The organism is Paenibacillus sp. FSL R7-0128 (genome assembly GCF_038002245.1).
GTDB classification, from domain to species: domain Bacteria; phylum Bacillota; class Bacilli; order Paenibacillales; family Paenibacillaceae; genus Paenibacillus_AQ; species Paenibacillus_AQ silagei.
Map to the genome: position 1 here is coordinate 290,163 of NZ_JBBOCD010000001.1, position 26,336 is coordinate 316,498.

16 protein-coding genes and 1 riboswitch are annotated in these 26,336 nt (G+C 53.0%); of the genes, 12 read left to right on the forward strand and 4 right to left on the reverse strand.

Annotated features, from left to right (window positions below):
• The first annotated feature begins 59 nt into the window (after positions 1-59).
• The 8 genes from NST26_RS01250 (at position 60) to NST26_RS01285 (ending at position 10,055) form a co-directional block, all read left to right on the forward strand.
• A complete protein-coding gene (locus NST26_RS01250; protein ID WP_340980771.1) occupies positions 60-1,352 on the forward strand; it encodes a phosphoribosyltransferase family protein in 1,293 nt (430 codons plus the stop codon).
• The gene (locus NST26_RS01255; protein WP_340978298.1) at positions 1,349-2,503 is read left to right on the forward strand and encodes a cysteine protease StiP family protein; all 1,155 of its coding nucleotides are present in this window, start codon (positions 1,349-1,351) and stop codon (positions 2,501-2,503) included. The genes NST26_RS01250 and NST26_RS01255 overlap by 4 nt, the downstream gene beginning before the upstream one ends.
• Positions 2,500-3,336 (forward strand): HAD family hydrolase, encoded by an 837-nt coding sequence (locus NST26_RS01260; protein WP_340978300.1) that lies wholly within the window; start codon positions 2,500-2,502, stop codon positions 3,334-3,336. The genes NST26_RS01255 and NST26_RS01260 overlap by 4 nt, the downstream gene beginning before the upstream one ends.
• On the forward strand, positions 3,333-4,388 hold the full coding sequence (locus tag NST26_RS01265; protein WP_340978302.1) for an ATP-grasp domain-containing protein: 1,056 nt from the start codon (positions 3,333-3,335) through the stop codon (positions 4,386-4,388). The genes NST26_RS01260 and NST26_RS01265 overlap by 4 nt, the downstream gene beginning before the upstream one ends.
• A gap of 36 nt (positions 4,389-4,424) precedes the next feature.
• Positions 4,425-5,141 carry a hypothetical protein gene (locus NST26_RS01270; protein WP_340978304.1) on the forward strand — a complete coding sequence of 239 codons (717 nt, stop codon included), beginning with the start codon at positions 4,425-4,427 and terminating at the stop codon, positions 5,139-5,141.
• A 13-nt stretch (positions 5,142-5,154) separates the two neighbouring features.
• A complete protein-coding gene (locus NST26_RS01275; protein ID WP_340978306.1) occupies positions 5,155-6,249 on the forward strand; it encodes a toxic anion resistance protein in 1,095 nt (364 codons plus the stop codon).
• Between the two features lie 159 nt (positions 6,250-6,408).
• Positions 6,409-8,931, forward strand: coding sequence for an S-layer homology domain-containing protein (locus tag NST26_RS01280; RefSeq protein WP_340978307.1), 2,523 nt, complete (start codon positions 6,409-6,411; stop codon positions 8,929-8,931).
• 335 nt (positions 8,932-9,266) lie between these two features.
• Complete coding sequence (locus tag NST26_RS01285) at positions 9,267-10,055, forward strand: formate/nitrite transporter family protein (RefSeq protein ID WP_036723535.1); 789 nt, start codon at positions 9,267-9,269, stop codon at positions 10,053-10,055.
• Positions 10,056-10,211: 156 nt separating this feature from the next.
• Here NST26_RS01285 and NST26_RS01290 read toward each other — a convergent pair whose 3' ends face one another.
• Positions 10,212-14,606, reverse strand: a complete 4,395-nt coding sequence (locus NST26_RS01290; RefSeq protein WP_340978308.1) for a helix-turn-helix transcriptional regulator — start codon at positions 14,604-14,606, stop codon at positions 10,212-10,214.
• A 198-nt stretch (positions 14,607-14,804) separates the two neighbouring features.
• On the opposite strand from NST26_RS01290, the gene NST26_RS01295 reads away from it, so the two are divergent.
• Both NST26_RS01295 and NST26_RS01300 read left to right on the forward strand, forming a co-directional pair.
• Positions 14,805-14,975: a hypothetical protein gene (locus tag NST26_RS01295; RefSeq protein WP_340978309.1), complete on the forward strand. Its 171-nt coding sequence runs from the start codon at positions 14,805-14,807 to the stop codon at positions 14,973-14,975.
• 262 nt (positions 14,976-15,237) lie between these two features.
• Complete coding sequence (locus NST26_RS01300; protein WP_340978310.1) at positions 15,238-16,812, forward strand: S-layer homology domain-containing protein; 1,575 nt, start codon at positions 15,238-15,240, stop codon at positions 16,810-16,812.
• Between the two features lie 109 nt (positions 16,813-16,921).
• Here the strand turns inward: NST26_RS01300 and NST26_RS01305 are convergent, their stop codons facing one another.
• Both NST26_RS01305 and NST26_RS01310 read right to left on the reverse strand, forming a co-directional pair.
• Positions 16,922-19,228 carry a TPM domain-containing protein gene (locus tag NST26_RS01305; protein WP_340978312.1) on the reverse strand — a complete coding sequence of 769 codons (2,307 nt, stop codon included), beginning with the start codon at positions 19,226-19,228 and terminating at the stop codon, positions 16,922-16,924.
• Between the two features lie 194 nt (positions 19,229-19,422).
• A complete protein-coding gene (locus NST26_RS01310; RefSeq protein ID WP_200869518.1) occupies positions 19,423-19,566 on the reverse strand; it encodes a hypothetical protein in 144 nt (47 codons plus the stop codon).
• Positions 19,567-19,864: 298 nt separating this feature from the next.
• Between NST26_RS01310 and NST26_RS01315 the strand changes: the two genes are divergently transcribed.
• On the forward strand, positions 19,865-23,005 hold the full coding sequence (locus tag NST26_RS01315) for an EAL domain-containing protein (protein ID WP_340978314.1): 3,141 nt from the start codon (positions 19,865-19,867) through the stop codon (positions 23,003-23,005).
• A 157-nt stretch (positions 23,006-23,162) separates the two neighbouring features.
• Here the strand turns inward: NST26_RS01315 and NST26_RS01320 are convergent, their stop codons facing one another.
• The gene (locus NST26_RS01320; RefSeq protein WP_340978315.1) at positions 23,163-24,173 is read right to left on the reverse strand and encodes a GGDEF domain-containing protein; all 1,011 of its coding nucleotides are present in this window, start codon (positions 24,171-24,173) and stop codon (positions 23,163-23,165) included.
• A 310-nt stretch (positions 24,174-24,483) separates the two neighbouring features.
• Positions 24,484-24,583, forward strand: a riboswitch (purine riboswitch).
• A gap of 138 nt (positions 24,584-24,721) precedes the next feature.
• On the opposite strand from NST26_RS01320, the gene NST26_RS01325 reads away from it, so the two are divergent.
• Positions 24,722-26,185, forward strand: coding sequence for an NAD(P)/FAD-dependent oxidoreductase (locus tag NST26_RS01325; RefSeq protein ID WP_340978316.1), 1,464 nt, complete (start codon positions 24,722-24,724; stop codon positions 26,183-26,185).
• Positions 26,186-26,336 lie beyond the last annotated feature (151 nt).

Sequence of the window (26,336 nt, forward strand, 5' to 3'; positions counted from 1 at the left end):
AGGTTACGGTAACAGAAACCTCCAATCCTTTTCATATGCCTGTGGAGTCCTTGTTCTCCATGGCTGCACGAATCAATAAGAAGCGCTCCTTCCTGTTCGTCAGCAAAGTGCTTGGCAAGCACATTCCCGTAGGGCCCTATACCCCGCTGCTTAGCGGAGCGGCACTCGCCTTGCTCCTGTATCTGGAGATGAGTGGGGATACCGCTGACCGGGAGGTTATGGACCCGCTGATGAACCAGGCCGTTCATGGCCTGATCCATCCTGAATATGCGGAAGAAGCTTATCATGCTCTGCTTGCTGCGCGCCTGGCTCTGCCTGAGCCAGTTCTGTTTATCGGGTTCGCCGAAACCGCTACCGCCCTGGGCCATAGCATGTATAATGCATTCGCCGGCGGCGCGTCTTATATTCATACCACGCGTGAGATGATTCCTGAGCTGGAATCGGTGGTGACCTTCGTGGAGGAGCATTCCCATGCGATGGACCACCTCTGTTACGCGCTGGATGCCAGCCTGCTGTCAGGGACTGAACCGGTCATCCTGGTGGATGATGAGATTACCACCGGCAATACGGCGGTCAACATCATCCGGGACATTCAGTCGAAATTCCCGCGCCGCGAATATGTAGTGGCTTCGCTCCTCGACTGGCGGAGCGAGGCGAATATTCAGGCGTACCGTGAGCTGGAGCAGGAGCTGGGGATACGGATTACCGCTCTATCCCTGCTGCAGGGAAGCATTAAGGTTGAGGGGGTTCCGCTGCTGCAGCCTGCAGCCGATAACGGAGCCGCTGCTACCACAGGTGCAGAGCTTGTAACTACTTATGTGCGGGACGGCCTGGAACGGCTGCCTGTAACCTCTGTGGATGCACAAGGCGTGATCAATCCTGCGGCATATTTGAAGCTCAGCGGCCGCTTTGGCCTGAAATCTGCGGATAATGTGCAGCTTGATGCCGGTGTAAGCCGCGTGGCCGAGCAGCTCCGGAGCTTGCGGGAAGGCTCCCGTGCCCTGGTGATGGGCGTAGGCGAGTTCATGTATCTGCCGATGCGGATCGCCGCAGAGATGGGAGGGGGCGTGCTGTACCAGTCCTCAACCCGCAGTCCGATCCATCCCGAGCGGCGTGCGGATTACGGCGTGCACAGTGCGGCCGCGTATCCATCCGCAGGGGATACGGAGATCATGAATTTCATCTATAATGTGGACCCCGGCCAGTATGACGATATCATCGTCCTGCTGGAGCGCGAGGTGCCCCGGCAGCGGATTGCGCCGATGACGGATATTTTACAGAGGCTGGCGGGCAATAAGGTACATCTTGTTGTACTCAGCTCAGAACCAGATACGGGAGGCTCAGGGCTATGAAGGGAATAGATATCGAAGCCATTCACAATAGAACAATATCCCCTCCGGTGGCACTGGGCAGCTATCCTGCTTCCGATGTTACCTTCCTGCTCAAGGATCTAAGCGATGTATCCCTGGAGCGGGGAACGGCTGAGCGGGAGGAAGCGATTCAGTCCGGCGTGCATTATTCGGAGATGCTTCCGGTGGAATACCAGCCGACAGAGCAGTATATCGAATTGTTTCATGAGACGCTGCAGCAGACTGCGAGGAAGGTGGCGCAGGCTGTAGCTGTGGTGTCCGAGATGATTGTAGCCCGGCGGGGAACGGCGCATACCGTGCTGGTCTCCCTGGCGAGAGCAGGGACTCCGATCGGGGTATTGATCAAACGTTATATTCTTGAGAAATATGGAGCGGATCTTCCGCATTACAGCATCTCGATTATCCGCGGCAAGGGGATTGATGAGAATGCGGTGCTCTATATGCTACAGCAGCATGGAAGGGATGCCGAACTGCAATTCATCGATGGCTGGACCGGTAAGGGGGCCATCCGGCAGGTGCTGATAGAGGCCTGTGAGAGTATGCATAAGAAATATGGCATTACGCTAAATGATGATCTGGCGGTACTCGCAGATCCCGGGCACTGCTCGGGAACCTACGGCACCCGGGAGGATTATCTGATTCCAAGCGCCTGCCTGAACTCCACGGTGTCCGGCCTGATGAGCCGTACAGTGCTCCGTGATGATCTGATCGGGCCAGAGGAATTCCACGGGGCCAAATTCTACAAGGAATGGCTGGACAGTGATCTGTCCAACGTATTCGTTGAAGCGATTACCCCGTATTTCGCGGAAGTAGCAGCAGAGGCACTTGCACAGGCTGCGGAGATGCTGGAGCATCCGCCGGAGATTACCTGGCAGGGGCTGGCCGATATCCGCAGTATCCAGGATACCTTCGGCATCGATAATATCAATCTGGTGAAGCCAGGAGTGGGGGAGACGACACGTGTGCTGCTGCGGAGAGTGCCCTGGAGAATCCTTGTTGACAGGCTGGACAATCCAAACCTGCGGCATATTCTGCTGCTGGCGGAGGACCGGGGCGTGCCGGTAGAGGTCTATCCCGGGCTGACCTACTCCTGCTGCGGAATCATCAAGCCGCTGAAAGGGGAGAGTGAATGATCTACGCCAGCGATCTGGACCGCACGCTGATCTACTCTCTTAGCGCGATAGGCGTTCCTGAGGATACCCCCGGTCTGGTTCCGGCAGAGGTTGTTGACGGCAAGGTGGTATCGTATATCTCACAGCAGGCTCTGGCTACACTGAAAGAGCTGGCGGCGAAGATCGTCTTCATGCCGGTGACTACACGTACCATTGCCCAGTACCGGCGGATTAACCTGTTCCAGGAGACGGTCATTCCGGATTATGCCATCACCAGCAATGGCGGCAATATTCTTGTGAACGGGATAGTGGACCAGGATTGGCGGACGGCTGTCGGCAGAGCGGTGGAACGCGGCTCCGCTGCGGCGGAAGAGGCCGAGAGCATCGTGCGTGCTGTTGTTCAGGAAGAATGGATCATTAGCCGGCGGTATTGCGATGAGCTGTTCTATACCTTCGTGGTTCACCGTGATTCGCTGCCGCTTGAGGAGATTGCCCGGATGTCTCAACGGCTGGGTGAGCTTGGCTGGAGAGTATCCCTGCAGGGGCGCAAGCTCTATATCGTGCCGGAGGCGGTGAACAAAAGCGATGCCATTCTTCATGTCCGCCGCACCGTGCATTCAGAGCCGATGGTCGCCTCCGGTGACTCTCTTCTGGACAAGAGCCTGCTCGCCGCCGCCGACTATGCCATAGCTCCCTGCCACGGAGAAATATTTGCCGAGCAGCAGGCGGGTTTAGTACACTTAGAGTATCCGTTTACTGAGCGGCCGGGGGTATTTGCCGCGGATGAGATTATGCAGTATGTTCACAGGATCTATACACATTCGACAGCATTGGGAGTTGGACCGCCACCATGAAAAAGGTAAATATATATTTCAACCGCTGGTTCTCTGTTGCCTATCACTATATGAATCTCATCCGGAGCAATGAAGACGGGATTCCGGTGCAAATCTTTGCCACCCACCCGGATATCCACCATATGTCGCTGCAAGGCGCGGATGTGGCCGGAACCGAGCCGGCGCTCGAAGGCATTGAATATGTGCAGTTCTGTGTTGATTTTTGCCGCCGGAACGAGATTGATATCTTCATCCCCCGGCTGCATATGCTCGATATCGCGCTGCATGCTTCGTTGTTCGATGAGATCGGCACGAAGGTGCTGGTCTGCCGTGATCTGGACTTGCTGGAGATGATCATGGACAAAGGCAAGTTCTATGAGAGTGTGAAGACCACCGGGATTATGACGATTCCTGATTATCATGTGGTTAGTAATGCGGAGGAGTTCAGGGAAGCTTATGAAGACCTCTCGGCTAAAGGACACAAGGTCTGCTTCAAGCCAACCGAGACGGAAGGGGGACTCGGATTCCGGATCATAGACAATGACCGCAGTCCCGTGGAGGAGCTGTTCGGCCATGTGACTCCGCTGATCTCCTTCGAGGAAGCTTACCGTATCCTTGATGAAGCCGGAAGCTTCCCTAACCTGATGGTGATGGAGCTGCTGGAGGGATATGAATATAGTATTGATTGCTTGTCGGATGAGAAGGGCAGGCTGCTGGCCGCAGTTCCCCGCCGTAAGGCAGGCGGCCGCCTGCGGTTGATGGAGTATATCCCGGAGCTTGCGGAGGTGGCCCGCAGGGTGGCTGAGACGTACCGGATTCCGTTCAATTTCAATATCCAGATGAAATACAGCGGTGGCGTCCCCAAGCTGCTGGAGATTAACCCGCGGATGTCCGGCGGCCTGCATATCTCCTGTCTGTCCGGAATCAATTTCCCTTATCTTGCTGTCAAAAGCGCGCTCGGCGGCGAGGTTATGCCTGCATCGTTCGAGCATAATGTCTTGGCCAGCCATGTCGAGCAGCCGCTGATCATGAGAATAAACGGAGAATCCGTCATTACGGATTCCGTGAATTGAGCGTGTAGCATTCACGCTCATAAGAGGTGAGAAGGAATGCAAGCTAAATTCAAAGTACTGGCGTATGCCGGTGCCGGTTATGTTGTAGCCGTACTGACCAGCGGCTTCCTGCCTGAGCTGGTCTCGCTGCTGCTCCCGGTAATCGGGGCAGCACTTGCAGTGCCGGAGCTCAGGCGCACCAAAGTGAATCTCCCGGTAGAGGTGATTCCTGCCGGACAGGAGCCGCAGGCAATTCCGGCGGCATCCTCCGCCGCGCCGCAGGCTTCGTCTGCTGCCGCTGCCTCTCCTGCTGCTGCGGGACAGGCCTCCCCGGCCCATTCGGGTGCCGGACACAGGGAGGACATACAGATCGGAGCAGAGTTCGCTCCGGTGGTGGAGTATCTGGGCATCCTGGAGGATATGATCATCTCCGAAGGGCAGAAGGATACGCTGGACAATGAGATTGTCGAGAAGTCGCTGGCGCTGTTCGCCAGGCTGCAGCGCGTCATTCCACTGCTGCAGGAGCTGGGTAACGGTGAGATTAACCATACCGTCCGCAGGCTGGTGCTGAAGGACCTTAATGGAGTAATCAACCCGTTCCTGCGCCTGGGCGGCGAAGCCAAGACAAGAAACCGGAGAATGCTGCTGAACGGTCTGCGTGATGTTGATGCCAAAATTTCCGATATTGCGTCGACGATCGAGCACAAAGACCTGATGGAACTTCAGACCAAGGCGGAACTGATTCATCAGCGCTACAGCAGTTCCGAATTATAGGAGGAGGATAGCCATGTCCACGCAGTTAATTGAGCTTAGAAAAGAAGATGAGCAGAAGGTAGTCCAGGAGGCTTCCCAGTTAATTGAGCAGGTGGCCAAGACTGACACGGTGGCACTGGATTCCCTGATGGATGATATCGGGAAGCTTGGGGTGAAGACGCAGGAGAAGGCAGGCCAGACCCTGAAGCTGCTGGACCGCCCCGTCAATGACCTGATGAGCGGCAAGCGGGTGGAAGTGCCGAATATGATTATGAAGCTGCGCAATGAGTGCGAGAACCTTCAGCAGAGTAAGAATGTCAGCTTCTTCGGCAAAATGCTGCGCAAAAGCCCGCTTAAAAATTATGTCTACAAATATCAGTCGGTCCGCACCAACATTGATGCCATTATCACCGGTCTGCGTGACGGCCGGGATACGCTAGAGGAGAGCATCGTTAACATGCGCCAGTTGAAGCGCACCTCCATGGAGGAGATCTATAACCTCCAGACCAAGATCGCCTTCGGCAACAAGCTGAAGGAGCTGTTCGAGGTGGAGATCGCCAAGCCCGAGAATGAATTCCGCAAAGCGTATCTGGAGCGCGGGCTGCGCAAGGTTATGGTGCGGATTCAGTCCATGACCGAGATGATTCTGCTCTACAATCAGGCGATTGCGGCAACGGATATCATCAATGACAATAATGACAAGCTGATCGATTCCGTAAACAACGCGATCGATAAGACCTCTAACCTGATCACCGTCTCAGCGATGATTGCCATGTCCCTGGCCGATCAGGAGAATGTCATCAATGCGGTCGAAGCCACCAACAAGACCATCGAGGACCAGTTCAAGGAGAATGCACGGCTGCTGCGCACGACGACCGAGAAGACAACGGAGCTGCTCTCCAAGCCGTCCATGTCGCTGGAAGCCGTGAATCAGGCTATTGGCGACTTGCTCAGCGCCCTGGATACCTCAGAGCAGTCCAACCGGCGGATCATCGAGAGCTGTCAGGACTATACGTCCAAAATGACCACCATCAACACCCAGCTGAACAACCGGCTCGGGCTTAACGAAGGCTCACAGCCGCAGGCTTTGAAGCAGGCGGAGAACGGCCTGAGCAGCTTTTTGAATTAAGGGTTTGCTTCTGGGCCGGTAAAATAACTTGAATAATGCACCAAGCCTGCTGATATGGATTCGGCGGGCTTTTTTTGTTGTTAAATTTCTAATTTACTAATATATTCCGGTGAGATATTATGAGATGGGTTCAGTCGTACATTCAGGGGGAGAGTATTGATGATCAGGAAGTTAACGGGAATATTGGCAGGTATAGTCGGAGCGGGGATGCTGTTTGGTTCTATGGGGACAGCGGTAGCCGAGTCTACAGTGACAAAGGATTATGAGGGACATTGGGCTCAGCAAACGATTCAGAGCTGGTTGGATAACGGCTTGCTTAAAGGCTTCGGAGATGGATCGGTTAAACCGAACCAGATCATAACCAGAGCGGAGTTCATGACGCTCATCAACCGTTCTTATCATTTTACGGAACAGAGTAAGGTGAAATTCACCGATGTGCCTTCTACCAGCTGGGCGTATAGTGAGGTTGCGAAGGCTATAGCGGCTGGATATATCCAGGGCTTCAACAATGAGATGCGCCCGAATGCTCCGATTAACCGCCAGGAAGCAGCAGTTATAGTCAGCAAGCTGCTGAAGCTGGACGCGGGCAGTATAGAGGTATTGGAAGTATTCAGTGATGCAAGCCAGATTGCATCCTGGAGTAAAGGGAGTGTTGCTGCCGCAGTCACAGCGAAGGTGCTTAAAGGGTATCCGGATGGAACCTTCGGGCCTGTCAAAGCCTTGACCCGTGCAGAATCCTTAGCGCTGATCGATGCGGCAGTCTCCCGATCGGGTCAATCTGCACAGGGAGCGGCGACGCCTGCTCCAGCCGTAACACCGTCGGCTACTCCCGCAGCTACAGCTGCACCAACTGCAACTGCTGCTGTAGCTGCGGGAGGAAGTGGCGGCGGTAGTGGCGGTGGCGGTGGTCCTCAGGTGACACCAACCCAGGCTCCGGCGGCAACACCAACGCCGGTTCCAACACCGACACCAAGCCCGGAATCTGTTAATGAATTACCGGTCAAGGAGCTTCCGGCGCTGGATATCAGCATCACCTCTCGCCCTGACGATTCAGTTACGAATGCTGTTTATCTAGAAGTTGATTATAGCAGGGTGATTGGAAGAACTATCAGTCTAAATGACCAGATAACTTATTATGTAACAGCGAAGCCGATCAGCTCTAGAGATCTCCACTGGGAGCTTACCAATCTCCAGTACGCTTCTATTAGTACGGGATACTCGTTGAAGACGCTGACATATACCGGTGTTTCGATTCCAAAGAGCAGGATTGGCACAGCAGGCGATAAATATGTCTCGGTTGTGGTACGGAATTCATCTAATGAAGTGACCGGATTCTATACTCAAAAGGTGAATTTGCAGCCCTCAGTTACTGAGGCTTATAGCAGTATAATGTTACTAAACAGTGGTGTGACTATTACCCAGGAGAAATTCAGCACAGTGTCTTCCCAAGTATATTATCGGGATACTATTGATGTGGAAGATGCTGCTTTGCAATTTGGCGGAAGAGCAGTGGGATATACAATTACCCCGAAGTACTATATGGACAGTAACCTGAATTTGGAATTGAATGATATCATTCATGCTTCGCGTAAAGTGTACAGAGACGGCTGGGTCAGTGTGGTTGATGCCACAGTATCCTCTAATGCAGCAGCAGGTGCTTCGTCACCGGGCTATATCCCGTTTGCCTATGACACATTATATAATTTCAAAACATATAACGAAGATGAATACACCATTATTTTCCTCGATTCCGAGATGAAGCCATTGGGTTATTACACGGGTAAGGTGATACTTAGCACAGACCTGAAATTAGAAGCAGCCATGAAAAGAATTGACGAGCTTCCTTCGAATGTAACTTTAATGGATGAAGATGCAGTTAACAGGGCTTATAGAGCCTACTTGCCGTTTGATGATTCTTTCAATTGGGGAGAACGCAAGACTAAGCTTAAGAATGCTGTATCAGCTCTTATGGACGCCAAGAGATCGGGACCACTTCAAAATATGGATCTGGTTCAATCCGTAATTATTGATGGGTATAATCAATTCAACGGCAAGACAATAAGTATGAATTGGATGGGTTTCCCGGATGAGTTGAAGGGAAGCGTAGGCAGCTTCTCGTATTACATTACAGCCAATCCTGTTCGTGCAGAGGATTTAGCACAACCAAGCCCTTATGGGGAATTTGATTTTGCTGACATTCATTCAGTAGTTCTTCCGGTGACAGATAAGAGCGGACAGAATTACGTTACAGTGGTCTATTATAATAAGGCAGGGCAAGCAATACGTTATACCACCAAGCTGGTAGATTTCTCGTCGAAGCGGCCGGTGTGGGACGGAACGGCGGCACAGATTGGGGATGGAGTTAAGCTGGTCCGGGATTATAATAACGGTACCCGTATAGACTATGTATCTTTAAAAGATTATCAGAAAACGCATCCCGAGGCGGTCTATTTCACAGCGACCTCTAAATCAGCGTTGGCAGCAGCTAAGCAAGAATTCTCTGCAGAATCTGCAGTACAGTATTTAAATGATTACCGGAATACTAACAGTATCTATCCTTATGAGCGAATTCAGTTATCTGATGATGCGGCGCGGAATGGACAGCCGGAAGACTACATTATCCTGTTCTATGATGCTAATTATAAGGCGCTTAATTATTATATTGGCGGTTTGACTGACTGATTCTCCGCTAATCCTACTCATATTATCCCGCTCCTCCACATACGTTGTCACTAAGGCGACCTGTGGAGAAAGAGGGGATAAGCGGGATGATTCTGGGATGCTTGATCGTGGTGCTTATCGTCGTAGCCAGCAGTGAGAAGGCGGAGGCGATTGCCAGCCTGAATGATCGGGAAGATAATGTCCTGTGACAAGGGTGCAGACAGTGAACGAAATCCATAAATTATTGATGCTCTGTGATTCAAGCAATTTCCAGTGGTTTATTGGGTATAATAGCTGGAGGCTGTACATCAGTCTTCCGGCACCACTGAAAATATAAAGTGAATACGGAGGGTCAAATGGAGAACGAGGCACTGCTGCAGGTAGAGAAGCTTGCACTTAAGAAACAGAAGATCTTCCGGCAAAGCGTATGGCGGTACATTGCCAGGGCCATGCTCGCCAGCATGTTTATCGGATTCGGCGTGATCGTAGCCTTTAAGACAGGCAACTTCTTCTATATGGAACAATCGCCGATGACCTATCCGATGGCTGCGATCACCTTCGGCGCAGCCATCATCCTGATTTCCTACGGTGGAGGAGATTTATTTACCGGGGACACTTTTTATTACACCTATGCGGCACTGAGGCGCAAGCTGGCATGGACTGAGGTTGTGCGGATGTGGGTCGTCAGCTATCTGGGCAACATTCTTGGGGCTACGGCGTTTGCCCTGCTTATTTTTCTGACCGGATTGTTCTATGATTCCTCTGTCAACGGGTTCCTGCTGAATGTGGTGGCCCATAAGATGGAAGCACCGGCGATGCAACTGTTCTTCCGGGCGATTCTCTGTAACTGGCTCGTCTGTCTGGCCTTCTTCGTGCCGATGTCAATGAAGAACGACGGTGCCAAAATGTTCGCCATGGTGCTGTTCGTGTTCTGCTTCTTCATCTCGGGGTACGAGCATAGTATTGCCAACATGTGTACCTTCGCGATTGCTCTCGTCCTGGATCACCCCGGTACGATCTCCTGGGGAGGCGTGGTGCATAATCTCGTCCCGGTCACATTAGGCAATCTGATCGGCGGCGGCGTGCTAATGGGCGTGATGTATTACTATGTGAACAAGCCGTTTCTGGAGGATGAGTCTCACTGAACGGCAATAACATGACACAACAGCGATTCTCCGGTTACCGGGGGATCGCTGTTGTGCGTGCGCAGCTCGGAATAGGGAACTGGGGGATATCATAGTGAGCTGTCAGATATGTTCCAGTATAAGGGGCATACTCCGGCAGCAGGGAGAGCTGGGGTGCTAACCCAGCAGCTTCAGCTCCTGGGCCTGGGCGATAGCTTTGGTGCGGCGGTTGACCTTGAGCTTGGCAAAAATATTCTTGACATGCACTTTAACGGTACTTATGGCGATGATCAGCTGGTCGGCAATTTCTTTGTTCGATAATCCTGCTGCCAGCAAGGTAAGAACCTCCAATTCACGCTCTGTGAGCGGTTCATCCAGCAGGGCAGGCAGTGGCAGTAGCGCCTCGGTCTGCTCTGTTTGTGAACCCGGAGTCTCGCCCGAACTCTGCAGCACACACATAAGCAGGGCGCGGGAGGCCAGTGCCAGCAGAACCGCCTTATGTTCATCCGCGAAGATGCCGCTGGTCAGCTTGTTCTCCAGGTAGAGGACGCCAAGCATCATACCGTGTACCGTTACGGGAATACACAAGGCAGAACCGGGCCGGTGGTAGGCCATGTAGGGGTTATGAATCAGCCAGCTGTCGCTTCCGCCGGTATAATGCACCTCCTCCTGTGTACGGTACACATACCGAATAATCCCTTCCGGCAAAAGAATGCTGTCTGTCAATTCGGCAGGTGACGAGACCGAAGGGTTCTCAGAATCCGCATAGGTTTGAATGTACAGGGTATCCTGATTGCCTGTCAGCAGTGAGCCTTTGCTTGCCCCGGCATATTTCATCAGCGTACTCATCATCTCTCTGAGCACAGTGTCTATATCCAGCGGATTTGTGATGGCCTGGGAGGTTTGAAGGATTGCAGCCAAATCCATCGGTTCCACAGCATGCGCCTCTTTCTGGACTGAATGTAAGGGTTCCGCGCTCTGACGGGGATTTCCCTGGCTAATGGCTGTCGATGCAGGCACAGGTACCGGATCGACTGCAGCCTGCCATTGGAGGCGCAGCTCTTCTATCTGGGACACCTTGATCAGCACCTCCCAGTCGCTGTAGCCCCCGGCAGCCGTCTCTAAATAGAACAACGCCGTGGTGCTTTTGCCGCAACTCCAGTAATATCTGGCAGCCAGTTCACCGGTAAGAGCGGTGATCTGCACCTCTTCATATTCCCTGGCCTCGCGGATCGCACGGTCATACATCTCCTCAGCTCTTGGAAGCTGCCCTGATACCCGGGCGAATTCGGCTTGCAGCAGATCATATCTGGACTGGTAATTGACCGGACTGGCCAATGACCATTGTCTGAAGCGGCGTAGAATGCGCCGCAGGCGGCGGTGTTCAGGTGCGGATTTGCGCCAGTGTACAGGCATGGACATCAGAGAGAGAGCTTCGTACATCAAGCATTCAGGCAAATGGGGCAAATGGGTGGCATACGCCTCATGTACACGAGCCTTCCTCGCCCACTGCAGCGCCTGATCGTAACGGCCCAGCAGCCAGCATAGCTGCGTTTTGTAGGTACAGTATTGAAATAAAGTGGTGGACGAGGTCTCTTCCTTACGGATTTCCTCCAAAAACAGCTCTTCCCTGAAGCCAGCTCCGCTGAAGGAATCGGGTTCAGCCGACCGGCCTTGCAGCGCCAGAATCCATTGCTGGAACAGCTGAATGTTCTTCTTCACGAACTCGTCTTTGGTGGTATCAAGCACTACGGCATACTCGGCCAGTGTCCGCGCGAATTCCCCCAGCGGTGCTCTTGAGTACAAGGCGTTGATATGCGCGCCTATGGCATAGCTGGCAAACACATAATCCCCCGCATCCAGGCCATGGCGCAGCGCTTTCGCCAGATAGGCCTCCCCTTCACGTGAATTTCCGGCAAATTGGCACAGAACGCCGCCGAATACGGTGTAGGTCTTGCTTTTAATGGAAGGAATATTATAACGATCCGAGAGCTCCAGCCCTACCTCGCCGATAGTATAACCTTTGCGGGCTTTGCCCGGTGTATTGCCCAGAATCATACCATAAGCCGAGTATACGGCTGCAGAAGCAGGCGTGTTCCCGTATGTGAGCGAGAGCTGGATGGCACGGCACACCAACAGGAAATACACCTTCTTGTTGGTGAAAAAGGTTGAAGGCACCACGGCAAAAAGCAGATTCATAGCAGCAATCCGTTCAGGGTCCGACATTTCCTTCAAATGCGCGAGGCGGTCATACCGGCCGTTCAGCAGGAGCTCAAGCTTCATACTCTCCATCAAAAGCATGACTTTGCCGGGCCGGGGAGAGATCATAATGCGATGCTCCCGCAGACTGCTGAGTCCAAGCGCAGTGCCTTCCAGATATCTGCCCTGGTTGATGTACTGCATGATCCGGATTAACTGAATCCGGCTGCGTTCAACCGGATTGCGGGCATGCTGCAGCAGAGCATCAAGCTCCAGTTCGGATTGTCTGATATTTCCGCATAAATATTCGCATTCTGCTTTATGTATATACAATTCGAAACAAAGGTCGAACTCGTTCTCCCAATCCTTTGCCGGCAGCAGCTCCAGTCCTTGGGCAAAATACTCCAGCGCGATGTCGTAAGCAGAGGAGGTTTTGGCCCTTATTCCCGCCTCCAGATTGAGGCGCACCAGCTGCAAGATCTCTCGCGGGTCTGTTATTCCCGCCGAGCCCAGGTTCAGCTGATTGACTGCATCAAAGGCATGCGCTATCCAGGCGCCGTCTCTTTCAAGCAGGAACCTGCCAATCCTGAGATGGAGGTTATGCCTTGCCTCATCGTCTATTCTGCTATAGATCAGCTTCTGAATATTGTCGTGGGCAAACCGGAATTGGCCGTCGCCGCACGAAATCATCATGCCTTCGGCTTCAAGGATCGACCAGGCGTCGCTGCGCTCAGAGTGGGTCTGCCCGGCGATATGCACAATATCCTGCGCTTGAAGCACACTCCCGATACAGGCGGCAATGGCGAGCAACTGCCGCGCATCCTCTGGGAGACGGTGCAGTCTATGCTCCAGCAGATCCTTGACGGCATAGCTGGGAGTCTGCTCTATAATCTGTCCCAGATTCCATTGCCAGCGACGCTGCTCGGGACTGTAGCGCAGAATGCTGTCATCTTGAAGCCGGCGGAGAATTTGCTTGAAATGAAATGGATTGCCTCCTGAAGAGGGATACACCAGTTCGGTCAAAGCAAGTGCTGTATCGGCCGGACTGTTCAGGGCTTCCATCACAATCGGATTCATCTGCGCAAGGCTCAGCGGAGCCAGATGAATGTGATGGACAAGTGCCTGATCGGTTACCGTGCCATCCTCTTCATATCCCGGAAGCTTGCTGAGATCCGTCTCATGCCGGTAGGCACAGACGAACATCAGATACTGGCACTCCGGATCACATAACAATTCATGGATCAGCTGGAGCGAGGAGTCATTCGCCCATTGCAGATCATCAATGAACAGGACGAGCGGATGCTCACGGGAAGCGAGGGCCTGCACAAACTTGCGGAAGACATAAATAAACCGTTTCTTGGATTCATTGGCCGGCAGTGTCTCGGCCTCCGGCAAGTCTCCCAATATCCGTGCGGCTTCCGGAATCATCGCAGTAATGATGTGGGCGCTTGAGCCCAAGGCATTCCGCAGCCGCTCCGCCCAGAATTCGGACGTGTCCCTGCGCTCTCCCAGCAGATGACGCAGAAGTCCGCGAAAGGCCTGGATAATCGGATGATAGGGACTTTGGCTGGAGATTTGCTCGAACTTGCCGGTGATATAAAAGAACTGCCGGGCATGCTGCTGGTTCTGGAACATTTGCTCCATCAGGCTGGTTTTGCCGATTCCGGCTTCTCCGGATATGTACACCATTTCCGTGGAGCCCAGGCAAGCGGAATAGAAGGCTTGTGTCAGAGTAGCAAGCTCATGCGTTCTCCCGTGATAACGTGTTTGTGTAAGGATTCTGTCCTGGACTAGTCCAAGGGTATCCAGGTCCGAGATCAGCACATGAGTACTCGGATAGCGCTTATCCGGATTCTTGCTGAGCAGCTTCATGATGATGGATTCCAGCCCCTCAGGCAGATCGGCTCTTGTATGTGCAAGGGGGGGAGGGCTTTGGGCCAAGTGCATATATACCCATTCGAGTGAATCTTCAGCCTGAAAAGGAAGCCTGCCTGCAAGCATTTCATAGAAAATAATGCCTAACGAGTATAGATCACTGCGCTCATCTACCGCTCTGTGCATCCTGCCGGTATTCTCCGGTGAGCAGTACGGCAGACCGGCAGCTGGGAGGCTGTAGCCGGGGGGGAGGATATACCCTTCTGCTGAGCGGTACACGGCAGAACAGGGAGCTGTTATTTCAGCCGTCTGCTCACCTTGGTAAACAACGATATGTTCCGGCCGCAGAGCAAGATGGAGAAGCTGCTGCTGATGCAGCTTCCCTACCGCGGCGGCAATGGCCCGGGCCAGATGCAGAAACAGCTCCGGCTTCAGGCAGGGCTGCCCGTTCATCAATGCCCTGAGCGTAATTTCTTGAGTATACTGAACTTCTTCCATTTTATTAACACCCCTACTGTATGCGTACTGGTGATTTCTATCCTATATTCTAGAGGATACTCCTTTATAGGTATAGAGAATTTGAAGCATTTGCTCTATCTTGAAATTGAAGCAATATAGGTCTGCGGCTTACTAGACGGCGGAACAGGTTCCTCTTGTTCGCTGCATCAAACTTAAGGAGGTAGGGGGATACATTAAATGGAGAACGCACTCATCGCTTTTGTAAGTATATTAATCCTCGGAATCGTCGTCTTTGTCAAGATCTGGTGGGAAGGTACCGGAGCGAGTCTACGGTTCACCAAATGGTATTTTGGCTTTTTTACTTTGGTGGCCGCAGGGGTTGGAATGTACACGTATTTCGTGAGCTAATGAGTTCATTACATAATGCAGGAAGACAAATGGGGAATTCAATCAAATCTCTGCCGTGAAGTGGGCAGCAGGGAGCCGGGATATTGCCTATTTCACTGCAGCAGGTACAGAGATTAAAGATCATTTTACCGTGCAAGAGAATGGAATTTATTCCGTATACGTGGCAGACGGGGCGGGGAACGCGAATGTCAGCGTCATTGAGATTAGCAACATTGTCCCTCTGAGCAGTAACACAGACTTAATAGCTTGGGAGCTCACAGGTTTGGGAGGGCAAGTCGGATTTGATTTTAAGCCGGGGGTAGCAAACTATACGGTAAAAGCAGATCACGCTGTATATGCATTGAAGATGCGGATTACTGCTGCAGAGGAGCTGTCGGCCCTTCAAGTAAACGGATCGCAGATCAGCCCTAACTTGACCACCGGGGAATACCCGCTTGCAATCGGTGAGAACCGGTTTGAGGTAACAGTCACAGCGCAAGACTATACTATCCGCACATACATCCTGACTGTGATTCGTTCAGCTGCGCCAGCAGAGCCGGCTGTCGATTCAGGCACAAACCATTCGTCATCGCCTGCGGTTACTCCAAGTCAGCCGCCGCAGAACCGTTCAATAATGATTCGGATTAATGATAAAGGGGTATCTGGAATGGCTTCATTTGAAATGAGTGCGGACAAAATAAAGGCGATTGCTGTACGGATAGATACAGGCTCACTTAAGAACGTTCTGGATTCGCTGTCCCTTAAGCCGGAGGAGGCTCTTACGATTGCCATTGAAGAAGAGGCGGATAAGATGACGCTTCGGCTACCGGGCAGTGCGATTTCGTTCATGGAGAAGCAGGTAGGGGCAATTACACTGAAGACCCGGAACGGGCAATACCGTTTGCCTTTGGCTGAAATCGTACATCAGCTGCCGGACTTCACAGACGGGACCGAGGTTCAAATTACAATCGAGCGCGGGGACAGTGAAGCGCTTGCCGGATTGAAGGAAGCGGCCGATCAGGGCGGGTTCCAGCTGGTTGCGGCCCCGATTTATTTCGATGTGCATGTGGTGCGTCAGGAGGTCAGGCAAGAGATTTCCAGCTTCAACCATTACGTGGAACGGGTCATCTACTTGCCTAAGGATGTCCTGGCAGCATCCACTGTCATGGTCTGGGATCAAAAGCTGGGTGCGCGTCCGGTATCTACAGCATTCGTCGAAGTGGACGGGCAGCGGGCTGCGGTGATTCATAGCCTTACGAACAGCGCGTATATACTGGTCGCTAAGACACCGGCATTTATAGATCTGGAGGGTCACTGGGCTGCAAAAGAAATCAGCAACATGAACAGCAGAATGATCGTTCAGGGGATAGACGGAACAAGATTCGCCCCCGAGGCGGCGATTACGCGGGCCGAGCTTGCTGCACTGCTTGCCAGAGCGCTGGGTCTGCCGGAAGCCGAAGGTCATCTGGATTTCAGCGATGTAGCAGAGTCCGGCTGGTACAGCGGAGCCGTAGAATCTGTCCAGGCATACGGAATTATGGATGGCTTCGCCGACGGGACCTTTAAACCGCATCAAGCGGTAACACGGCAAGAAGCGATCGTTACGATAATCCGGGCCTTGCAGATGGCCAATGCGGCCTCGGTTACAGATTCTGCGGGGAAGGCTGTCGATTTGTCAGTCTACGTGGACAGCGGTGAAGTTGGGAGCTGGGCTGATGAGGCGATCCGTATAGCTATTGCAGGGGGACTAGTGCAAGGGTATGAAGACGAGCTTCGTCCAGGCAAGGCGTTAACCCGTGCAGAGACAGCTGTGTTATTGTACCGTATGCTGATTCATGCGCGGCTGATCAATGGCTGAGTCCTGTCTCATGGGGATACTTCAATTTCAAGAAGAATGATCATGAATAAAAAAAGACTTCAGCCATTAACCCTGGCTGAAGTCTTTTTGCTTGTGTCCGTGCCCACTGCTACCACTTGGAGCCGCCGGAGCTTCGGCCGGATTTGCCGCCGCCAAACGAAGAGCCGCCGGAGGAACGTCCGCCGCCACCGCCGCCGCCCCAAGAAGAGCCGCCGGAGGAGCGTCCGCCGCCAAGCCCGCCGCCGAATCCTCCGCCCGGCGGGCCGGAATTGCGTCTGCGGGCTTGTTCCCGGCGCTGCTGCTCCCGCAGCATGGCCATTTGGGCTGCGCGTTCGGCCTCTTCCTTCTGACGGACCAGCCGGTTCGCTTCTTCTACGAAGGAAGCAATCTGTGAAGCATAGGAGCGTCCTGTCTCCTCCAGTTGATCCAGATCGTAAGGACCCGAGGCCAGACGCTGCTCCAGCTCGGTATACTCAGGCAGCAGGGATAGCTGGAAGCGGTTCTGCGAGGCAATTCCTCTGCTGTGCAGCAGATTGTAGGCGGCATCCACCCGGCTCTGCCCTTCTGTGAACAGCCTGCTCAAGCTGTCGAGGCGCTCCTCCAGAGTGTCCAAACTGCTGCTCATGCTACTCATGCTGCTTGCCGTCTCATCCTGCAAAGCAAGGAGCCGGTCCAGCCCGCTGCGGGCATTGTCATACTCTCCGCGTGCATCGCTGGTCCAGGTCTCAAGCTGAGGCACTTCCGCCGCGCCTTGCCGCAGCGTGCCTCCGGCCTCCTCAAGCAATTGCTCCAGAGCGTCCAGGTGCTTCCGGGCGAACCGGTTCTTCGCCCCGGCAAGCCGGCTCTGTAATTCGTTCCGCCGCTGGCTAAGCGTTGCCCATGTGCTGCGTACAGTCTCCAGATCCTTGAGGTTATTCTGCCGGATCATAGCCTGGCGTTCCGTCATGGCCACGGCTTCAGTCAGAAGGGCATCCATGTCAGCGCCAATCCGGCGCACTTCGTCCATATCGCCGCTGTGCAGCGGCGCTTCCATGGAACTGGCGGCAGCGGAAGACTGCTCCAGGCTGTCGTAAGGCTTAACCTTCATATTGTGCAGGGAGTTCTGGTCGATCAGCCCGGCAATCCGGCTGCGGGTAGTCGCCAGGACACCGGGGAAGGCCTTCAGCTTATCGTCAAAGGTCCCCACATCCTGCATATCCTGCTCAATCTGCTGTTGCCGCTTTTTAGCTTGTGCAGTAATCTCCTGGGCAGCAATGGGGTCGAACAGCTCCAATTGATCTGCCTTGGCCGTCTCTTCGGCCAGCTCTTGAAGATCTTGGGCAATCTCCTCCAGCGTATAGCCCGTCTCCAGGGCCGCTTGCTGCCGCTGTTCTTCAAGCTCCGGGGCAGCCTGCTTCAGCTCGGTGATCTGCTGCTTGACGTTCCGGTCGGCATCGCTGACGACTGCGATATTCTTCTCCTCTTCCTCCAGGGAGGCACGGAATTCCCCCTCTGTCTGCTGAAGCTGCTCTGCCGCCGCCTTAAGCGCAGACAAGCGGTAGAACGGCGGCAATGGTGCTTGCCCGGCGGTCTGCAATGCAGAGATTTCGACCAGCCGGGAGGTCAGGCGCTTCGAGATGCCCTCGACCCTCTCACCAGTCTTGCCCTGCACAATCCCCTGGAAAGGCTGAAGGGACTCCAGAGCGCGGTTCGCCCGTACCAATAGGTCGGCGAGCTGCTCACGCTGCACGGACAGTCCCTTGCGGCGGCGCATTCCGGTAATTGCCACATACAGCAGCAATATCAGCAGGGCGGCCAAGACAAGACCGCCTGCGACCGGCAGGAGAGGGAATCTGCTGCTGCTGCCGTTAGGACCGGAGCCAGCTCCTGCCGTACCGGCATCCGCACCGCCTGCCGCACCGCTGCCGGTATTACTGCTCTGTCCGCTGCTGCCAATGGCTTGCATCTGCTGGATCACAGAACGTATGCCTTCAGGGATATCTCCGTTTTTGGCATAAGGATTGAAATATTTCTCCAGCAGCTTGTTAATTGCTGCGTTACCTGCAGCTCCGCCCTGTTGTAAGGACCAGGCATCGAGCGCATCCTGCAGCCCGGGGTTAATGAAGCTGATCTCAGTCAGCTGATTTTCATAAGCGATCAGGAGCAGGATGTCCCGGGACTTCAGCCCCCAGGTATCATATACATCCGCGGCATAACTGGACATGTTGCTTCCGGCCAGCGAATCAACGGTTAAGACATGGAAGGTGTACCGGTCTGTAGTAGCAATCCGGGCAAGGCTCTCTGCTTCCTGGGCAGACAGCAGCCGGGCTTCATCCGTAATTACTCCTTGCTGTGCAGGAATATTTGCAGCATAGACCCCTGGAATCCACAGCAGGGAAAATATCAGGACCAAGGCGAGGGTGAGGTTTTTTCTCAATCTGACACACTCCGATCTATAGGCTATTGTTCATTGTAGTATGCTGATCATTATACTATATCATTACACATTCTAAGCCCCGCAGATGCAGGTACCCCGGAATTGGCGGAATAAACGCACAAAAACCGCACCCCGGTAAGGGATGCGGCTGTGTAAGAAGTAAGCTATATTCATCTATTTCTGTATGAAATGGGCTATCTGGTCTCTAGGCACAGGATATACTGCAACCGGGACTTGATTTCTTTCTGCCATTTCATATCTCCGACTTTCACAGCAAGATTGAGCAGGTCCAGGTAATCGTCAACCTGCAGGGCGGTCCGGGTAGTGGCTGCGTTCATGGGGGTTCAGTCTCCTTTTAGCTCAAATATAGAAAATAATGAATGTTGTACATCCAATAATGATAATCATTATCAACCGTTACTGTTATTATCCACACTTTAACCGCAAAAAGCAATACAAATCTAAAGTTTTTGATTAAATCTAAGATGATGCACTAAAGAATTAAGGATATGAAACCGCAGGATGTGCACAATTTATCGGAAATGAGAAAAAAGGAGCAGGAACCCTACCATATTTTGTCGAATAAGCTTGTATACATAGTTATGCCGATCTTACTTGGGATAAAGGAGAATTGCGATGAAGCGGTGTAAATTGTTGCTTCTAATTAGCATTGTGCTCATGCTTGCACACCCCGCTGCCGCTTATGCCGAAAGACAGGAAATTAAGTACCAGGCAGAACTGGAGTATCCACCTTATAAGTACATACAGAATGGTTATCTGACGGGCTTCGATATTGACCTGACAAGTATGATCTTTGAGAAGAACGAATATCTTGTCCACTACAGCACCGGGAAGTGGGAGCAGACGTACCGGCGGCTGAGTGAGGGCGGGATTGATACTACCGGGCTTATGGCTGTCAGCGAGGAGAGGAAGCAGAACATTCTTTTCTCGAAACCCGTGTTAAAAAGCTATATTTCTGTCTATTCGCGTCAGGAACTCCAGGTTGACGTGACGCTGGGCACACTCCGTAAGTACAAGATCGGTGTTGGCAAAGGACAATATGCAGAGACCATCCTGCAGAACGAGGCGGGTATCCCGCCATCAGAATACATAGAATATGCAACCGTACCGGATGCGTTGGACGCTCTGCGTCAGGGGGAGATCGACCTGCTGTTCGAGAATCAGGGGGTTGTCGATTATCTGATTGTAGAACAGGGCTTAACCGGTAATATTATCCGCAAAATGAGCAATTTGTATCCGCAGGATGTGGCCTACGGCATCAGCAAGTCCAAGCCGGAGCTGGTGTCCTATGTAAATGCAAGGCTAGAGCATCTGGTAAGCTCAGGTGCCTTCGAAGAGCTGTACCAGCAGTATTTCTTCGTGCATTCCGACCATTATAATGAAAAGATGCGTAACCGGATTTTTACCGTATTCTCCATCGGGACCCTTCTGCTGGTATTCGGTGCCGTCCTGCTCCGGATGTATATCCGGCGGCTGCGCCGTACGATTCACTCCGAACAGGAATTCTTCAAGGATGTGATCGAGAATGCCGGAGTGATTGTGTGGGCTGTTCACGGGGACAAGCGGAGCGTGCGCTTCAATAAATATGCCGAGATGATGACCGGGCTGGAGGAGAAGGAGGTGCTGGGCGTAAGCATAGAAGAGCTGCCCGGCCTGGAAGACGGTGCAGCCGTGCTTAGAGATCTCCTTGCCAGGGCGGCAGCCCGGGATTATGTGACCAATGTCGAGCTGAGGCTTCCCGGCCATTCTTCGGGTGCGCATTATTTCTCCGTCCGCACAGCCCTCATTAAGGGAATGGACGAGCAGGCGGAGGATATCTTCGTACTGGTCGGCATCGATATCGATGAACGCAAGCAGAATGAGCTTAAGCTGCAGCTTAGCTACGAGGAGCTGGAGTCTACATATGAGGAGCTGGCGGCCACAGAGGTAGAGCTGCAGGATCAGTTCAATAAGCTGGGGGTCAGCGAACGGCGGTTCCGCCTGGCCTCGGAAGGCTCTGGTGCGTACATGTGGGAGCTGGACTGGGACAGCGGCTTCTACAAGCTCTCGGACCGGTGGTACGAGGTGATGGGATATACCGAGGCGGAGATCAACTCCTTCGAGGGAGGCGTGCTCAGCATTATTCACCCGGACGATCAGGAATCCGCGCGCAAGGCCAGACAGGAGCATCTTACCGGATTGACCCCGATCTATGAAACCGAATACCGGATGAGAACAGGGCAGGGGGAGTACATCTGGTTCGAGGTGCGGGGCAAGGCAATCGTTGACCCGAAGGATCAGATCGTCCTGTTTCTTGGTTCCCTGATCGATATCAGCAAGCGCAAGCAGGCAGAATTCAAGCTGAATAACAGCTACCAGGAGCTGGAGGCGACTTATGAGCAGCTTACAGCGACCCAGCAGGAGATTGTAGGACAATATGATATGCTGCTGGAGAATCAGAAGAATATGCACCGTCTGGCCTATGTGGATTCGCTCAGCAATCTTCCGAACCGGCTCAGTCTGCTGGAGACGATGGAGAGTTATTTCCGCCGGACGGGAGGCAGTGCGGCGCTGCTTTTCGTAGATATGGATAATTTCAAATACATCAATGACACGCTTGGACACAAGTCCGGCGATATTCTGATCCGCAAGGCCAGCGAACGGCTCCAGTCTGTAGTGCGTGAGGAGGATCTGCTGTCGCGGCTGGGCGGGGATGAATTTGTGATTTTCCTCAAGGATATTGAGAGCCGGGTGGATGTGCTTAATCTGGCCGAGGATATTATGCGTGCGTTCCGCAAGTCTTTTCTTATCGGTGAGAGCAATCTGTATGTGTCCTCCAGTATCGGGATCTCCTTCTACCCGGAAGACGGCGAGACGACGGAAGAGATTCTGAAGAACGCCGATGTAGCGATGTACCGGGCCAAGGAAGAGGGGAAAAGCACCTACGTCGTATATGATAAATCGATGCATACCGCCTTCAATGACCGGATGAATATTGAGAAGCATCTGCGCAGTGCGATGAATAATAACGAATTCGAGCTGCATTATCAGCCGCAGGTACAGATGGAGACCGGGCTGATCTCAGGCTTCGAGGCTCTGATCCGCTGGAACAGTCCGGTCCTCGGCTTTGTCTCCCCGCTCTCCTTCATTAAGATCGCCGAGGATTCCAGGCTGATTATCTACATCGGCGAATGGGTGCTGCGGGAAGCCTGCAAGTCCATGAACAGCATCCATCAGCGGACCGGCATTCCTTATAAAATATCTGTCAACATCTCCATCATTCAGCTCCTGCAGGATGATTTCGTAGAGATTGTGCTGGACAGTCTGGAGGAGAGCGGCCTTGTGGCATCCAGTCTGGAGCTGGAAATCACAGAGTCTATCTTCATGGAGTCGTTCGGGAGTACGGTCAGCAAGCTGGAATTCCTGCAGTCCCGGGGGATACGGATTGCCCTGGATGATTTCGGAACGGGGTATTCCTCCCTTAGCTATCTGCAGCAACTGCCGATCTCTACGCTCAAGATGGATAAAGTCTTCATCGATTCCTTGGCCGATAAGGCCTTTAGTGAATCTTTTGTGCAGACGATTATTACTCTGGGCCACAAGATGGGTCTGGATGTAGTAGCCGAGGGCGTGGAGGATGCCAGCCAGTGGGCCTTCCTTAGAGAAGCTCATTGCGATAAAGTGCAGGGTTATCTGATCAGCCGGCCGGTGCCGCAGCGCCAGGTCATGGAGCTGCTTGTTCCGCAGAGACGGTATGGGGCGGAGGAGCTGGAATAGATATCAGACAGGTTCAGATGACAAGCGGGTCCCCGGCATAGGCTGCTATGCACGGTGGACCCGCTTTTTTGAAATATAGAAATCATATGTTTGGGGGCCCCGCTAAGTACCTGAATCATCATCGAAGCTAAAGCCACACTTTGTGGGATGGACGGACTTAGAAGATGACGATTTTGTTCTTGCCGGTTTTCTTGGCCTCGTACAGGGCGTCGTCCGCCTTCTGAAAGATAGAGCTCTTAGAATCCCCGCCGTTATATTCATGCATTCCGATGCTCACGGTAACCGATTCATTGTCCATTTCGCTGATCGGAAGGCTTGCAATTCCTGCGAGGATATTCTCCATAATGCGGCCCGAATCTTCTAATGTCTTGGATGTCAGAATAATCACGAATTCCTCCCCGCCGTACCGCGCTGCGAAATCATCCGAGCCGATATGCTGGAGCATGACAGCGGCGACCTGCCGGAGAACGATGTCTCCGACCCAGTGCCCGTACCGGTCATTGACCTTTTTGAAATTGTCGATATCAATAACCGCCAGCTGCATCGGAAAAGGATTGCTCTCTTGATGGTCAATCAGCCAGCCCAGGTACTCATGAAAGGTCTTATGGTTGTACAGGTCGGTCAGCGGGTCGATCTTGGACAGCCGGTCCATAATAATATTCTGGATGCGCAGCTCCTGCTCTGACTTCAACGAATTCTCCAGCGAGCGCATAAGATCCTTGCCCCGGGCTATAACACCGAAGCCGGCCAGGGAGGTTCCGGCTAAGATCAGGGTGATAATGATGTTTTGGATGCGTAGCGTGTAATCGGTAATAGAGGTGTTCAGAAATAGTATGATGATGTAGATCAGGCAGATCACAGAGGAAGCCCTCAGATAATTCTCCCTCAGATAGATCATGGACACCAGCAGCGGAAGCAGCATAATCAGCGGCTTCACATGATATTCGGAACTAAGATTCAGGATGAACACGATACCGCACAGGTGACTTCCAAGAATAATTGAGAATTCGGATAACAGCGGCTTGTATTTATGAACAGCCTCCAGAATCAGCAGCAGGGCGAACAGAATAGCATCTGGAATCCAGATATGCCTAATGAGATATGGCTTGTCGGACAACTCGGGCCGGTGGCCCCACATGGATAAGTAAACATATAGCTGGCTTGCCATATAAACAAAAAGCGCCATCCAAAAGGTATTGAGGAGGACGCGGTTCCAATACATTTGGCGAGGAGTAGGGGGTGGGATCTGCATAAGATGTTCCTCTTTTCCAGTGGCAATGTACTTATATATTCGACAATGTTCTCGTTTCTCCTTCTAGGTCTTATGTCAGGGAATAGGTCTGGAATAACGTTCGTGTTTCTAAGGTGTGTGTTAGGTTATCTGGGTATGTGATTCTGCATAATGCTATAAACACGAACTATTCATGCTATTCATCATTGACACATTCGGATTTATTCGGTAAAATTCCAATTGCCCCGTAATAACGGGTTAAGTTGTTCGTATATCCTCAATGATAAGGTTTGGGGGTTTCTACAGGGGACCGTAAATTCCTGGCTACGAATAGGGTGCATTTTGCATACCTATGAAGAGGCCGGGTTTTTTTGTGTGCTGTTGTGTGCTGCTTGGTTAAGTGGACTAATATACTGCAGAGACGCTTTGCGGCCCCTGTCAACCGCAGGCCGAAGCCGTTTCACCTTGGGAGGAACAGAGAAGATATGAGTAAATACGATGTAATTGTTGTTGGAGCCGGTCCGGCTGGAATATTCGCCTGTTATGAATTAACACTGAAGGCCCCTGAGCTGAAGGTGCTGCTGGTGGACAAGGGACATGATATCTACCGCCGCAACTGCCCGATCCTGGAGGAGAAAATCAAGCTCTGTCCGCCCGCCTCCGGCCGCAAGGAATTCGCCGGGTGTCTGCCGGCCTGCTCCATTACTGCAGGCTTCGGCGGCGCTGGTGCGTACAGTGACGGCAAATTCAACATTACCACCGAATTCGGCGGCTGGATGACGGATTATCTGCCTCCTTCCAAGGTGATGGAGCTGATTGAATATGTAGATGGAATCAACCTGGAGCACGGGGCAACCCCGGTCATTACCGATCCGACTACGGAGAGCATTCGCGGTATCGAGCAGCGGGGATATGCCGCTGGGCTGAAGCTGCTGCGGGCGCAGGTCCGCCACCTCGGAACCGAGCAGAACCTGGAGATTCTGAAATCGATCTATGAATATCTGCGGACACGCATTGATATGTTATACAAGACAGAAGTTGAAGATATCGTTACCGTCAAAGAGAACGGAACGCACCGCATTACAGGCATTATGCTGAAGAACGGGGAGAGTCATGAGGCTGGCCTGGTGATGATTGCTCCGGGACGGGACGGCTCGGCCTGGCTGACCGAGGTGCTGAAGAAGCGCAGGCTCAAAATGTACAATAACCAGGTCGATGTCGGGGTGCGTGTAGAGACCTCGGATGTGGTGATGCGGGAGATCAATGAGCATCTGTACGAGGGCAAATTCATCTTCAATACCTCCGTAGGTACACGCGTCCGCACCTTCTGCAGTAATCCCTCGGGGCATGTGGTTGTGGAGAATCACAGCGGAGCGATGGCCGCGAACGGGCACTCCTATAAGGACCCTGCGCTGGGCTCGAAGAACACCAACTTTGCGCTGCTGGTCTCCCATACCTTCACCGAGCCGTTCGACAAGCCGAATGAATATGCCCGGGAGATCTGCAAGCGGGCGAATGATCTGTCCAGCGGCGGGGTCATTGTACAGAAATACGGAGATATCCTGCGGGGCCGCCGGTCTACGGAGACCCGGATTAAGGAAGGGTTCCTGGAGCCGACGCTGAAGGAAGCGGTGCCCGGTGACCTGGGTCTGGTGCTGCCGTACATCACGATGAAGAGCCTGATTGAAATGGTGGAGGCCTTGGAAAAGGTAACCCCGGGCATCGCCTCCGAACATACGCTGTTCTATGGCGTGGAAGCGAAATTCTATTCCGCCCGTCCGAAGCTGACGGATGAGTTCGAGACCGAAATCTCCGGCCTCTACTGCGGCGGCGACGGGGCAGGCATTACCCGCGGCCTGGCCCAGGCCGGAGCGGCTGGCGTGTGGATCGCCCGCGGCATGATGGCGAAGAATGCCCAAGAGGTTAGCGTACAACCGGCAGGGGTATAATCCTGGGCGGGATGACGCCGGAAGTCCAAAACTTCTATGGAGTCACGGCAATCCCATATCAGAAAAAATATAAGTGCAATCTATATAGTAGTGGTTTCCTTAATTTAACTCTGCTGATATTATGTTAGAATACATAACATGATAGAGTGGA